11 protein-coding genes and 1 pseudogene are annotated in these 12,567 nt (G+C 62.1%); 10 read left to right on the forward strand and 2 right to left on the reverse strand.

The window, feature by feature from the left end; translation table 11 throughout:
* Positions 1–2 precede the first annotated feature (2 nt).
* The 5 genes and pseudogenes from CK228_RS12715 to CK228_RS12735 all read left to right on the forward strand — a co-directional run bounded on the left by CK228_RS12715 (position 3) and on the right by CK228_RS12735 (position 3,516).
* Positions 3–425, forward strand: a complete 423-nt coding sequence (locus CK228_RS12715; protein ID WP_095788076.1) for a VOC family protein — start codon at positions 3–5, stop codon at positions 423–425.
* Positions 425–1,206, forward strand: a pseudogene (locus tag CK228_RS12720) (AAA family ATPase). Before CK228_RS12715 ends, CK228_RS12720 begins: the two are co-directional and overlap by 1 nt.
* Positions 1,203–1,724 carry a CoA-binding protein gene (locus CK228_RS12725; RefSeq protein WP_095788077.1) on the forward strand — a complete coding sequence of 174 codons (522 nt, stop codon included), beginning with the start codon at positions 1,203–1,205 and terminating at the stop codon, positions 1,722–1,724. The pseudogene CK228_RS12720 and the gene CK228_RS12725 overlap by 4 nt, the downstream one beginning before the upstream one ends.
* A gap of 160 nt (positions 1,725–1,884) precedes the next feature.
* Positions 1,885–3,165 (forward strand): O-acetylhomoserine aminocarboxypropyltransferase, encoded by a 1,281-nt coding sequence (locus tag CK228_RS12730; RefSeq protein ID WP_095788078.1) that lies wholly within the window; start codon positions 1,885–1,887, stop codon positions 3,163–3,165.
* A gap of 6 nt (positions 3,166–3,171) precedes the next feature.
* Positions 3,172–3,516, forward strand: a complete 345-nt coding sequence (locus tag CK228_RS12735; protein ID WP_179295890.1) for a cupin domain-containing protein — start codon at positions 3,172–3,174, stop codon at positions 3,514–3,516.
* A gap of 179 nt (positions 3,517–3,695) precedes the next feature.
* On the opposite strand, the gene CK228_RS12740 is transcribed toward CK228_RS12735, so the two are convergent.
* Entirely contained in the window at positions 3,696–4,946 is a 1,251-nt protein-coding gene (locus tag CK228_RS12740; protein WP_095788080.1) for a cytochrome P450, read from the reverse strand.
* 102 nt (positions 4,947–5,048) lie between these two features.
* On the opposite strand from CK228_RS12740, the gene CK228_RS12745 reads away from it, so the two are divergent.
* The gene (locus CK228_RS12745) at positions 5,049–6,152 is read left to right on the forward strand and encodes an FAD-dependent oxidoreductase (protein WP_095788081.1); all 1,104 of its coding nucleotides are present in this window, start codon (positions 5,049–5,051) and stop codon (positions 6,150–6,152) included.
* Here the strand turns inward: CK228_RS12745 and CK228_RS12750 are convergent.
* Positions 6,149–6,739: a hypothetical protein gene (locus tag CK228_RS12750; RefSeq protein ID WP_095788082.1), complete on the reverse strand. Its 591-nt coding sequence runs from the start codon at positions 6,737–6,739 to the stop codon at positions 6,149–6,151. The genes CK228_RS12745 and CK228_RS12750 overlap by 4 nt on opposite strands.
* A gap of 338 nt (positions 6,740–7,077) precedes the next feature.
* On the opposite strand from CK228_RS12750, the gene clpP reads away from it, so the two are divergent.
* From clpP to CK228_RS12770, 4 genes are all read left to right on the forward strand, one after another.
* Complete coding sequence (gene clpP / locus CK228_RS12755) at positions 7,078–7,707, forward strand: ATP-dependent Clp endopeptidase proteolytic subunit ClpP (protein WP_095770397.1); 630 nt, start codon at positions 7,078–7,080, stop codon at positions 7,705–7,707.
* A gap of 295 nt (positions 7,708–8,002) precedes the next feature.
* Positions 8,003–9,277, forward strand: a complete 1,275-nt coding sequence (clpX, locus tag CK228_RS12760; RefSeq protein ID WP_010915651.1) for an ATP-dependent Clp protease ATP-binding subunit ClpX — start codon at positions 8,003–8,005, stop codon at positions 9,275–9,277.
* Between the two features lie 273 nt (positions 9,278–9,550).
* A complete protein-coding gene (gene lon / locus CK228_RS12765; protein ID WP_027046751.1) occupies positions 9,551–11,962 on the forward strand; it encodes an endopeptidase La in 2,412 nt (803 codons plus the stop codon).
* A gap of 197 nt (positions 11,963–12,159) precedes the next feature.
* On the forward strand, positions 12,160–12,432 hold the full coding sequence (locus CK228_RS12770) for an HU family DNA-binding protein (protein WP_006201846.1): 273 nt from the start codon (positions 12,160–12,162) through the stop codon (positions 12,430–12,432).
* Positions 12,433–12,567: the final 135 nt, after the last annotated feature.

Raw genomic sequence — 12,567 nt, forward strand, 5'->3', positions numbered from 1 at the left:
CCGTGGAGCCGCGCATCTCCATCGTCACGATTGCAACGGATGACCTCGACCGCGCCGTGCGCTTCTACGAAACCATGGGGCTGAAACGGCATGCCGGCATCACCGACGGCGTCGCCTTCTTCCAGATGGGCGGCATCATTCTCGGCCTGTTCCCGCGCGCCAGTGCCGAGGCGGATTCCAGCATCGCATTCGCCGGAGCGCCGTCCGCCGTCTACCTCGCCTACAACACCCGCTCCGACGCCGAAGTCGACGAGGTGCTCGCCACGGCGGAAAAGGCCGGCGGCCGCATCGTCAAACCGGCAGGCCGCGCCTTCTGGGGTGGCTGGTACGGCTATTTCGCCGATGCGGACGGGCATGTCTGGGAAGTCGCACACAATCCGGCCTTTCCGATCGCGGCGGACGGCACGATTTCGCTGCCTGCTTGATGGCCTACCGCAAACAGCTGACGCGGCTCAAGGCGCCATACCTCAAGCGTGTCCTGCTCGATAAACAGCGAGTGTCCGACTGGGAAAAGTACCCCTGGAACCTGCCGCTGTTTCGCTACCGCGAATTCGAGCTCGAATTCACCACGCCGATCACCATCATCGTCGGCGAGAACGGCACCGGCAAATCGACGCTGCTGGAAGCGATTGGTGCTTTGGCCGGTTATGACGAGGCCGGCAGCGGCAAGGGCTACCGCCCGGTCGACCATTCAATCGCCATCGACAAGAGCGGCGCTGCGCTGGCCAGCACATTTCGGGGCCAGTGGCTGCCGAAGGTAACCGCCGGCTGGTTCTTTCGCGCAGAATCCTTCTATTCGGTGGCTCGTTACCTCGACCAGGCGGCTCTGGAAGACCCGTTCAAGCCACCGCCGCCGGATTTCCTGTCCTGGTCGCATGGCGAGGGGTTTATCCGTTTCTTCGAGGAACGCTGCCGCAGGCAAGGCATCTATATCCTCGACGAGCCGGAAAGCGCCCTTTCCCCGTCGCGGCAGATCGAACTGCTGAAGATGCTGCGGCGCATGGACCAATCCGGCACCGCGCAGGTGATCATGGGACGCACTCGCCATTGTTGATGGCCTGTCCCGGCGCGCGGCTGTTCCGCATCAGCCGGTTCGGGCTCGAGCCCGCCGACTTTCGTGATACGGACCACTTCCGCATGTTGCGCGATTTCAGCAACGACCCGGATGGTTTTCTCGCCGAGGCGTTGTATGAGGACGAGGCATGAATCACGATAGCTACGACAACACCTACATCGCCGGCATCCTCAATTCGGTGAAGATCATCGCCATGGTCGGCGCGTCGGCCAATGACGTCAGGCCGAGCTATTTCGTCCTGAAATACCTGCTGGCCAAGGGCTTTTCGGTGTTTCCGGTCAATCCTGGCCAGGCCGGCAAGGAAATCCTCGGCCGGATGACCTATGCCAGTCTGGCCGATATTCCGGAGCCGATCGATATGGTCGACATCTTCCGCGCCGCGACCGCGGTGCCGGGCATTGTCGACGAGGTGTTGCGGCTCGATCCCTTGCCGAAAGTCGTCTGGATGCAGCTCGGTGTGCGCCATGACGAGGCTGCCACGCGCGCCGAAGCCGCCGGCATCAAGGTGGTGATGAACCGCTGCCCCAAGATCGAATACGGCAAGCTCTCCGGCGAGATCGGCTGGACCGGCGTCAATTCCGGCGTGCTGTCGTCCAAAAAACCACTGATGCGCCAGGGGTTTCAGAGTTTCGGCGTGCGCCAGAAATAGGCCGCGGGCGAGAAGCGCAAAATTATTCCGGCTGGCGTCGTATTTTCCTGCGGCTTGGTCGAAGGTCCCACGCCGAAGGGTATTTTCTTCTTTGCATTCCGAGCCGGGCTTCGCCAAGAATGCCCGGCGAATTCTGAGAAGTTCTTGAGGGAGGTTTTAAGTGACCCGTACGCCCGGTTTCAACACGCTCGCCGTCCATGCCGGCGCCAAGCCCGATCCGGCCACCGGCGCGCGCGCCACGCCGATCTACCAGACGACCTCCTTCGTCTTCGATGATGCCGACCACGCCGCGTCCCTGTTCGGCCTGAAGGCGTTTGGCAACATCTATACCCGTATCATGAACCCGACGCAGGCCGTGCTTGAAGAGCGCGTTGCGGCACTCGAGGGTGGCACTGCTGCCCTTGCAGTCGCATCCGGCCACGCCGCGCAGGTCATCGTGTTCCACAATCTGATGCAGCCGGGCGACAATTTCGTCGCCGCAACAAGGCTCTATGGCGGTTCGATCAACCAGTTCGGCCATGCCTTCAAGAATTACGGCTGGGAAGTCCGTTGGGCCGACACCAACGACATCTCGACCTTCGAAAGCCAGATCGACGACAGGACCAAGGCGATCTTCATCGAGAGCCTGGCCAATCCGGGCGGCACTTTCGTCGACATCGAGAAGATCGGCGACATCGCCCGCAGGCACGGTCTGCCGCTGATCGTCGACAACACGCTGGCCTCGCCCTATCTGATCCGTCCGATCGAGCACGGCGCCGATATCGTCGTGCATTCGCTGACCAAGTTCATCGGCGGCCATGGCAATTCGATCGGCGGCGTCATTGTCGATGGTGGCACCTTCGACTGGTCGAAGTCGGGCAAATATCCGATGCTGTCGGAACCGCGCCCCGAATATGGCGGCCTCGTCCTGCACGAAACTTTCGGCAATTTCGCCTTCGCCATCGCCGCGCGCGTGCTTGGCCTGCGCGACCTCGGCCCGGCGATCTCGCCCTTCAACGCCTTCCTTATCCTGACCGGCCTGGAAACCTTGCCGCTGCGCATGCAGCGTCATTGCGACAATGCGGTCACGGTTGCCGGCTGGCTGTCCAACCAACCCAAGGTCGCCTGGGTGAATTATCCCGGCCTGCCCAGCGACAAGAACAATGCGCTGCAGAAGAAATACTCGCCGCTCGGCGCAGGCGCCGTGTTCACCTTCGGCCTCAAGGGCGGCTACGAGGCTGGGGTCAAATTCGTCGAGGCGCTGGAACTGTTCTCGCACCTGGCCAATGTCGGCGACACCAAGTCGCTGGTCATCCATCCGGCGTCGACCACGCACCGCCAGCTTTCCGACGAGCAGAAGGTCAAGGCCGGCGCCGGCCCGGACACCGTGCGGCTTTCGATCGGCATCGAGGACGTCACTGATATCGTCGCCGACCTCGAACAGGCACTCGCCAAGGTCTGATTGCTGATGGCCGCTTTCCTTTCGGTCGACACCAAGAGCGTCGAACCCGAATCCGGCGCGCCCGCGCCGGATCGCCTGATCTCGGGCGATCCAAAATTCCGCACCTGGAACGTCGAGGAGCGGGACGGCGGCCTCTATGCGGGCATCTGGGAAGCGACCCCCGGCAAATGGCGTATCGTCTATGACGAATGGGAGTTCTGCCACATCCTGTCCGGCGTTTCGGTGATCTCGGAAGACGGGGGCGAAGCGCGAACCGTCAAGGCCGGTGACAGTTTCGTGCTGAGGCCGGGCTTCAAGGGCAGCTGGGAAGTGCTTGAAACGACTCGCAAGGAGTATGTGATCAAGCTGTGATCACTTCGCCGGAAACTGGCTGGGGCAGGCTTCCGACGCTTTTGTCATGCGCCGTCAGCAGATTGGCGTCCTGGACTTCGATATCGGCGTGGGCGAGTGCTGTGGTCCCCAGCCAGGCGCACAACTACGCCAATGCGAACGCCGTCGCCGGTCTCCAAAACAGTCTCGCCCGCGATCGTTCAGAAGCCGACGGCGAGCGTTTCCAGCCCATGGAAGTGGTAAGTGTCGCGGAAGCGCGGGGTCTCGGCAAGATGCAACCGCGGGTGCCGCTCGAACAAAGTCCTCAACGACACCTGCAGTTCGAGCCGGGCCAGCGGCGCGCCGATGCAGAAATGGATGCCGGCGCCGAAGGACACGTTCTTCTGGTCGCTCCGATCCGGCCGGAAGGCCTGCGGTTCGGCAAAAGCGTGCGGATCATGATTGGCCATGCCGAGCAAAAGCCCGATGGTCTGGCCCGGCTGCACGATGATGCCGGGTGCAATCTCGATTTCCTGGTAGGCGTAGCGCGTGAACATATGCAGCGGCGCGTCGAAGCGCAGGCATTCCTCGACGGTTGCGGCGGTCGCTTCCGCCGAGGTGAAGAAGCGGCTGGGATCGCCGCCTTGCGCCAGGATCGAGCGCACCGCGTTGCCGGTCTGATGCACGGTCGCTTCATGGCCGGCATTGAGCAGCAGGATTGCCGAGGACACCATTTCGTCCTCGGACAGCCTCTGGCCTTCCTCCTGTGCCGAAATCAGCAGCGACAGGAGGTCGTCGCCGGGATTGTTGCGCCGCTCGGTGACGTAGCCGCGCAGGAAATCGGCAAATTCGCTCGCGGCGCGGTTGGCCGTCTCCTCGGTCTCGCGCGTGCGGCCATGAATGTACATGGCGACCATTTGATGGGACCAGTCGAGAAGTTGCGGGCCCATCTTGACCGGCACGCCGAGCATTTCGGCGATGATGGTGATCGGCAGGGGAGAAGCGAAGGCAGGCAAAAGGTCGACCGGTCCGGCCGGGTCAAAGCGGTTGATCAGCTCGTTGGCGAGCGCCTCGACCCGTGGCCGCAGCCGTTCGACCTGGCGCGAGACGAAGGCCCGGTTGACCAAGGTTCTCAGACGCGTGTGCACGGGCGGTTCCAATTCGAGCATGGAGTTGGCTTCAATGCCGTCGAACGCCTTGAGATGGCTGCGGTCCTGGCCGACACCCCGGCTGTCGGGAATGCCGGCCGGGTTCTGGCGGCCGAAGCGGCGGTCGCGCAGCAGCCGGTTGACATCGTCGAAGCCGCCAAAGCACCAGAAGCCGAATTCCTCCCAGAAGAAGGCGTTCGAGACGCCGTGCAGGACGGCGTAAGCCACATACGGGTTCAGGAAGAAAGCCGGCTCGTGCGGGTCGAGACGCAGCCGGCGAGTGGCTGGATCGAAGGCAAGATAGGGGAGTGTCGAATTGGTCATGCCAGACCCATAGCGCGGCTTGCCAGCCGCATTCCAGACCGTATGTTGGCGCCCGCACTCCAATGAATTGAGCCAGCCAATGCGCGCGGAAGGTCTGAGCGGATGAACGTGATCGTTGTCGGCGCGGGGATTGCCGGTCTCTCCACGGCATGGTCGCTGGTCAAGGCCGGCCACAGCGTGTCGATCGTCGAGCAGGGGCCGATCCCCAACCCGCTGGCCGCGTCCGGCGACCATCACCGCATCATCCGTCGCGCCTACCGCACCGGAACCGGCTACGGGCGGCTGATCACCGAAGCCTATGAGGCCTGGGACGAGATGTGGGCCGATCTCGGCGAAAGCCACCTCGATGCGCGCGGATTCGTCTGCATTTCGCGCGAACCGGGCGACGAGGCCGAGGAATACCGCGAGGGCCTGGAGGAGGGGAATTTTCCGTTCGAACTGTTCGAACCCGACGCCGCGGTCAAGCGCTGGCCTTTCCTCGAGCCGGGCACGTTCCGCTATGCCTATTATTCGCCGGAGGGCGGCGCGCTCCACTGCCGCAAGATCGCTTCCGGCCTTGCCGCCTGGCTGCGTACCAACGGCGCCAATGTCTACGAACACAGCAAGGTGACCGCGATCGACTCCGACACTGGCCGCATCGTGCTCGAAAGCGGCGAAGCCATGCAGGCCGACCGCGTCGTCGTCGCCGCTGGCGCCTGGGTGCTGAAGCTGCTTCCGGAACTGGGCGGCGAACTGAAGACCTATCGAACAGCCCTTGCCTATGTCGAACCGCCGGCCGAGCTGAAGGCGGCCTGGGAGGCGGCACCGGTCGTCCTCGACGTCGGCGGCGCTGTCGATGGCTACGTCATTCCGCCCTCCGGCGGTGCCGGCATGAAATTCGGCTCAGGTCTGCACAGGGTGCCGACCAGCGACGCCGACTGGAACCGTCAGCCGGTGCCGGGCGAGGGCGAGGCGATCCGCAACCTGTTTTCGCCGCCGATCGCCCGCATCCAGGAATATGAGGTGACCGAGGTGGTCACCTGCGCCTACACCTTCACCGCCGATGAGAAATTCATGGCGCATGCCAAGGGCAAGTGCCTTGTTGTCTCGGCCTGCTCTGGCCATGGCTACAAGTTCGGTGCCGCGGTCGGCAGGCGCGTAGCCGTCGCCGTTGGCGATGGCGACATCGCCGGCCTGAAGGCGTGGCTCCGGGCGGAGGTGGCCTAATCCTGGCAGTGCCTCGGAATATGCACGCGCCGCCAGCCCGACGACCCTTCGCGGACCAGCACGCGCCGCGCGACGGTCTGGTAGGAGGCAGGGACGTCGATGACGCGCCTTTGCTCCGGCTGCACCAGGACTTCCTCGGCGATCCTGTCATATTGCGCCGGGATGACGACCCGCCGCGTACGTTCAGGCTGGATCACCACCGTCTCGGCGACGCGCCCGTAGCGCGCCTTGTGCCAGACCTTGCACAGCACCTTGCGGCCATGGATGACGCGCCATTCCCAGGAATAGCCGCCGTCGTCGACCCTCACCGTGTGGTAGACGGTGCGGGTGACGGCGGGCACGATTTCGTAGGTCACCTGCGCCGGAACGGTCATCACCACGCGTTCGCGTGTGCCGTAGATGGGCGGGGTGTAGTCGACCTGCTGGCCCGGCGGGCTGACCATCACGTCTTCATAGACGGTGTCGTAGAGGTCAGGCGTGCGGACCGGTTCGTAGCATTCCACCGCGCGGCCGCCGGCCGCCGTCTGCGAAGTCGTGCCGAGCATGGCCAGCCCGGCAATGGCGAAGGATGCGCTTCTCCTGAACATGACACTCCCCCTGTTTGAACCGCAGGCACAAGTTCAACGTTGAATTGTAGGGAAAGACGCCGCTCAGAAAAGCGGTTTTGGCGCATTTCGTTAAGTGACGCGGTTAAGAAACTGCTACGTTGCGGGCCGGTACCGTCTGCCCTTGACCGGCGCAAGCGTCAGCGATGCGAATCCTTGGCCGAAAAGCTTGATTCGACTTACCCAGATGGCTAGGACGGGTCGGCCTTGCACAAGGATGAGCCGGCATCCTATCTACGGAACAACGATCCAGAACCGATTCTGCCCGATCTGCCAGCATTCCCGGCGCCGGAATCCCACCGCGAGATAAGAGATAACTGATGAAAAACCCCGTCGAAACCTACATGAACCTCGTTCCGATGGTGGTCGAACAGACCAATCGCGGCGAGCGGGCCTACGACATCTTCTCGCGCCTCCTCAAGGAGCGCATCATTTTCATCACCGGTCCGGTCGAGGACGGCATGGCGACGCTGGTCTGCGCGCAGCTCCTGTTCCTCGAAGCCGAAAATCCGAAGAAGGAAATCAACCTCTACATCAATTCGCCGGGTGGCGTGGTCACTTCGGGTATGGCGATCTACGACACCATGCAGTTCATCAAGCCGGCCGTGTCGACGCTCTGCATCGGCCAGGCGGCCTCGATGGGCTCGCTGCTTTTGACCGCCGGCCATAAGGACATGCGCTTCGCCACGCCGAACGCCCGCATCATGGTTCACCAGCCGTCCGGCGGCTTCCAGGGCCAGGCCTCCGACATCGAGCGCCATGCCATGGATATCGTCAAGCTGAAGCGCCGTCTCAACGAGGTCTATGTCAAGCACACCGGCAAGAGCTACGAGGAGATCGAACGCACGCTCGACCGCGACCATTTCATGACCGCCGACGAAGCCAAGGATTTCGGCCTCATCGACAAGGTCATTTCGTCGCGCGAGCCGGTTGAAAGCGCCGTGGCATAAGGGCTTGGTGGCAGTTGGATGACACCATCACGCGCTTTTGGCGCGTCTTGCGGCATTTCGGCCACAATTGGCTGTTCCCTCGACGGTCGGGATTGCCTACGTTAAGGCTATGTTGATTTTCGACGGCTTAGCTTTGTGTGGGGTTGCTGCGAATCATTGCCACGTTTTCTGATTTGTGTTTCGTACGGAATACGTTGCGGGAGCCGGGACACTGGCGGCGGCGGATTCCCGCGATAAATAGAGTATGCGCCCTTTCAGCCAGACCATCGGCGGGCGGCGATGAAAGGACAGGAAAATGAGCAAGGTCGGCAACAACAGCGGTGACTCGAAGAACACGCTTTATTGCTCGTTTTGCGGCAAAAGCCAGCATGAGGTGCGCAAGCTGATCGCCGGCCCGACGGTCTTCATCTGCGACGAATGCGTCGAACTCTGCATGGACATCATCCGCGAGGAGAACAAGACCTCGATGGTGAAGTCGCGCGAGGGCGTGCCGACACCGCAGGAGATCCTCAAGGTTCTCGACGACTATGTCATCGGCCAGCCCTACGCCAAGCGCGTGCTGTCGGTGGCCGTCCACAACCACTACAAGCGCCTCGCGCATGCCGGCAAGAACAACGATGTCGAGCTGGCCAAATCCAACATCCTGCTGATCGGCCCGACCGGTTGCGGCAAGACGCTGCTCGCGCAGACGCTGGCCCGCATCATCGACGTGCCCTTCACCATGGCCGACGCCACGACGCTGACCGAAGCCGGTTATGTCGGCGAGGACGTCGAGAACATCATCCTGAAGCTCCTGCAGTCGGCCGACTACAATGTCGAGCGGGCCCAGCGCGGCATCGTCTACATCGACGAGATCGACAAGATTTCGCGCAAGTCCGACAATCCCTCGATAACCCGCGACGTGTCGGGCGAGGGCGTGCAGCAGGCGCTGCTGAAGATCATGGAAGGCACCGTCGCTTCCGTGCCGCCGCAGGGCGGCCGCAAGCATCCGCAGCAGGAATTCCTGCAGGTCGACACCGCCAACATCCTGTTCATCTGCGGTGGCGCCTTTGCCGGCCTGGACAAGATCATCTCGGATCGCGGCCGCAAGACCTCGATCGGTTTCGGCGCCACGGTCGCCTCGCCGGAGGACCGCCGCACCGGTGACATCTTCCGCCAGGTCGAGCCCGAGGATCTGCTGAAGTTCGGCCTCATTCCGGAATTCGTCGGCCGTCTGCCCGTTCTGGCGACGCTGGAGGACCTCGACGAGCCGGCGCTGATCCAGATCCTGACCGAGCCGAAGAACGCGCTGGTCAAGCAGTACCAGCGGCTGTTCGAGATGGAAAATGTCGACCTGACCTTCCACGAGAACGCGCTGTCGGCGATCGCCAAGCGCGCTATCGAGCGCAAGACCGGCGCGCGCGGCCTGCGTTCGATCATGGAAGCGATCCTGCTCGACACCATGTTCGAACTGCCCGCGCTCGAAGGCGTGCGCGAAGTGGTGATTTCGGAAGAAGTGGTGACCGGCAGCGCCCGGCCGCTCTACATCTACTCCGAACAGAAGGAAAAGAAGGGCAACGTCAGCGCCTGACATGGCACGTCGCCGCATATTTTTGTGGAACGGCGCCGTCGCGGCGCCGTTTTGCTGTGTAGGGAACGCGACCTCAGTGATGGAGTGGATTGCAGGCGATGTTAACTCTTGATCTTTGCCCTGCCTGCATCCACCTAACACGAGAAGGCCGAGGTGCCCGATTTCTGTGCTGTAAAACACCCGTCACAAACGGTGGTAGGCGGAACGATCCCCGGTCGTTAATATAAGATTCGCGGTTGGCCTGATGGCGACCGCGACATGAAAGGTTGGACAATGGCCAAAATATCCAAGGCTCCCAGCGACGGCGTCTTCGCAGTCCTCCCACTGCGCGACATCGTGGTGTTCCCGCACATGATCGTTCCGCTCTTTGTCGGGCGCGAAAAGTCGATCAAGGCGCTGGAAGAGGTGATGGGTCAGGAAAAGCAGATCCTGCTTGCCACCCAGATGAATGCTGCCGATGACGATCCCGAGCCCGATGCGATCTTCGACATCGGCACGCTCGCCAATGTGCTGCAATTGCTGAAGCTGCCCGACGGCACCGTCAAGGTCCTGGTCGAAGGTGCTTCGCGTGCCAAGATCGTTTCGTTCACCGACCGTCCCGATTTCCACGAGGCCCGCGCCACCGCGTTGGTCGAGCCGGAAGAGGAGGAGGTCGAGGTTGAGGCGCTGGCCCGCTCGGTCGTCACTGACTTCGAGAACTACGTCAAGCTGAACAAGAAGATCTCGCCTGAAGTGGTGGGTGCCGCCAGCCAGATCGACGACTATTCCAAGCTCGCCGATACGGTTGCCTCGCATCTCGCCATCAAGATCCCTGAAAAGCAGGAAATGCTGGCCACGCTCTCGGTCAAGGAGCGGCTGGAAAAGGCAATGGGCTTCATGGAAGCCGAAATCTCCGTCCTGCAGGTGGAGAAGCGCATCCGTTCGCGCGTCAAGCGCCAGATGGAGAAGACGCAGCGCGAATACTACCTCAACGAGCAGATGAAGGCGATCCAGAAGGAGCTCGGCGAGGGCGAGGACGGCCGCGACGAGGCCGCCGAGATCGAGGCGCGCATCAAGAAGACCAAGCTCTCCAAGGAGGCCCGCGAAAAAGCGGAAGCCGAGTTGAAGAAGCTGCGGACGATGTCGCCGATGTCGGCGGAATCGACCGTCGTGCGAAACTACCTCGATTGGCTGCTGTCGATCCCGTGGGGCAAGAACTCCAAGGTCAAGCAGGACCTGGCCTACGCCCAGAACGTGCTCGACACCGATCACTTCGGTCTCGACAAGGTCAAGGACCGCATCGTCGAGTATCTGGCCGTGCAGAGCCGCCAGAAGAAGCTGAAGGGGCCGATCCTGTGCCTCGTCGGCCCTCCCGGCGTCGGCAAGACCTCGCTCGGCAAGTCGATCGCCAAGGCGACCGGTCGCGAGTTCATCCGCATGGCGCTCGGCGGCGTGCGTGACGAAGCCGAGATCCGTGGCCATCGGCGCACCTATATCGGTTCGATGCCCGGCAAGGTCATCCAGTCGATGAAGAAGGCGAAGAAGTCCAACCCGCTCTTCCTGCTCGACGAGATCGACAAGATGGGCCAGGACTTCCGTGGTGATCCGTCGTCGGCGCTGCTCGAGGTGCTCGATCCCGAACAGAACTCGACGTTCATGGACCATTACCTCGAGGTCGAATACGACCTGTCGAGCGTGATGTTCGTGACGACGGCCAATACGCTGAACATCCCTGCGCCCTTGATGGACCGCATGGAGATCATCCGTATCGCCGGCTACACCGAGGACGAAAAGATCGAGATCGCCAAGCGGCACCTGATGCCGAAGGTGATCCGCGATCACGCGCTGCAGCCGAAGGAGTTCTCCGTCGGCGAGGATGCGATCCGTGCCATCATCCAGACCTACACGCGTGAAGCGGGTGTCAGAAGCCTGGAGCGCGAGCTGATGAAGCTCGGGCGCAAGGCCGTGACCGAGATCCTGAAGACGAAGAAGAAGACGGTGAGCATCACGGCGGCGAACCTCGCCGACTACCTCGGTGTCCAGCGCTATCGCTTCGGTCAGGTCGAGGCCGACGATCAGGTCGGTGTCGTCACCGGTCTTGCCTGGACGGAAGTCGGCGGCGAATTGCTGACGGTCGAAGGTGTCATGATGCCCGGCAAGGGCCGCATGACGGTGACCGGCAATCTGCGCGACGTGATGAAGGAATCGATCTCGGCGGCTGCCTCCTATGTCCGCTCAAGAGCTCTCGATTTCGGCATCGAGCCGCCGCTGTTCGACAAGCGCGACATCCACGTGCACTTGCCGGAAGGCGCCACGCCGAAGGATGGTCCGTCCGCGGGTGCTGCCATGGCTACAGCCATTGTGTCGGTGCTGACGGGCATTCCGGTCCGGGCCGATGTGGCGATGACTGGCGAGATAACGCTTCGCGGCCGCATCTTGCCGATCGGCGGCCTCAAGGAGAAGCTGCTCGCCGCTCTGCGCGGCGGCATCAAGAAGGTGCTGATCCCGGAAGACAATGCCAAGGATCTGGCGGAGATTCCGGACAATGTGAAGAACGGCATGGAGATCATTCCGGTCTCGCGCGTCGGCGAGGTGTTGCGCCACGCACTGGTGCGTATGCCGGAGCCGATCGAATGGGTCGAACCGGTCAATCCGCCGGCCACGACCGACAGTGCCGACGATGCTGGAAAGTCGCTTGCACATTAGATTCCTTCTAAGGTTGCAGTGCACAAACGGAAAGCCGGGCCTCGTGCCCGGCTTTTTCATGTGAAAAACCCCGGATTTCCGGGCTTTTTTCCATTTTTTCCAGGCTTTTCGACTTGGTTGCGGCAACGCTTCTTTCTAAAGTCCGTTTCCTGCCGGATGAGTCGTTAGTTCCGGTGTTCTCATGGAAGGGAATTTTTATGAACAAGAACGAACTGGTGTCCGCTGTCGCCGACGCCGCGAGCATTTCGAAGGGTGACGCGCAGTCGGCGGTCGATGCGGTATTTTCCGTCATCACCGGCGAACTGAAGAAGGGCGGCGATGTCCGGCTTGTCGGCTTTGGCAATTTCACCGTGTCAAAGCGTGCCGCCTCGACCGGCCGCAACCCGCAGACCGGCGCCGAAGTGAAGATCCCGGCACGCACCGTGCCGAAGTTCTCGGCCGGCAAAGGCCTGAAGGACGCAGTCAACTAAGCGTTTTTTCTTTTCAGAGACAGAAAAGCCGGGCTTGCCCGGCTTTTCATTTTTTGTGCCCAATGCCGGTACACGCGACCAGAAAAGCCGCGCTTGCCCGGCTTTTCATTTTTTGTGCCCGACGCCGGTACACGC

The sequence above is a fragment of the Mesorhizobium sp. WSM4312 genome (assembly GCF_002294875.1).
GTDB lineage: Bacteria > Pseudomonadota > Alphaproteobacteria > Rhizobiales > Rhizobiaceae > Mesorhizobium.

Bases quoted from the DNA above. Each gene is read 5' to 3' on its own strand.
- CK228_RS12725 (WP_095788077.1), top strand. From the start codon at position 1,203: ATGAATCACGATAGCTACGACAACACCTACATCGCCGGCATCCTCAAT.
- CK228_RS12735 (WP_179295890.1), top strand. From the start codon at position 3,172: ATGGCCGCTTTCCTTTCGGTCGACACCAAGAGCGTCGAACCCGAATCC.
- CK228_RS12740 (WP_095788080.1), bottom strand. From the start codon at position 4,946: ATGACCAATTCGACACTCCCCTATCTTGCCTTCGATCCAGCCACTCGC.
- CK228_RS12745 (WP_095788081.1), top strand. From the start codon at position 5,049: ATGAACGTGATCGTTGTCGGCGCGGGGATTGCCGGTCTCTCCACGGCA.
- CK228_RS12750 (WP_095788082.1), bottom strand. From the start codon at position 6,739: ATGTTCAGGAGAAGCGCATCCTTCGCCATTGCCGGGCTGGCCATGCTC.
- clpP (WP_095770397.1), top strand. From the start codon at position 7,078: ATGAAAAACCCCGTCGAAACCTACATGAACCTCGTTCCGATGGTGGTC.
- clpX (WP_010915651.1), top strand. From the start codon at position 8,003: ATGAGCAAGGTCGGCAACAACAGCGGTGACTCGAAGAACACGCTTTAT.
- lon (WP_027046751.1), top strand. From the start codon at position 9,551: ATGGCCAAAATATCCAAGGCTCCCAGCGACGGCGTCTTCGCAGTCCTC.
- CK228_RS12770 (WP_006201846.1), top strand. From the start codon at position 12,160: ATGAACAAGAACGAACTGGTGTCCGCTGTCGCCGACGCCGCGAGCATT.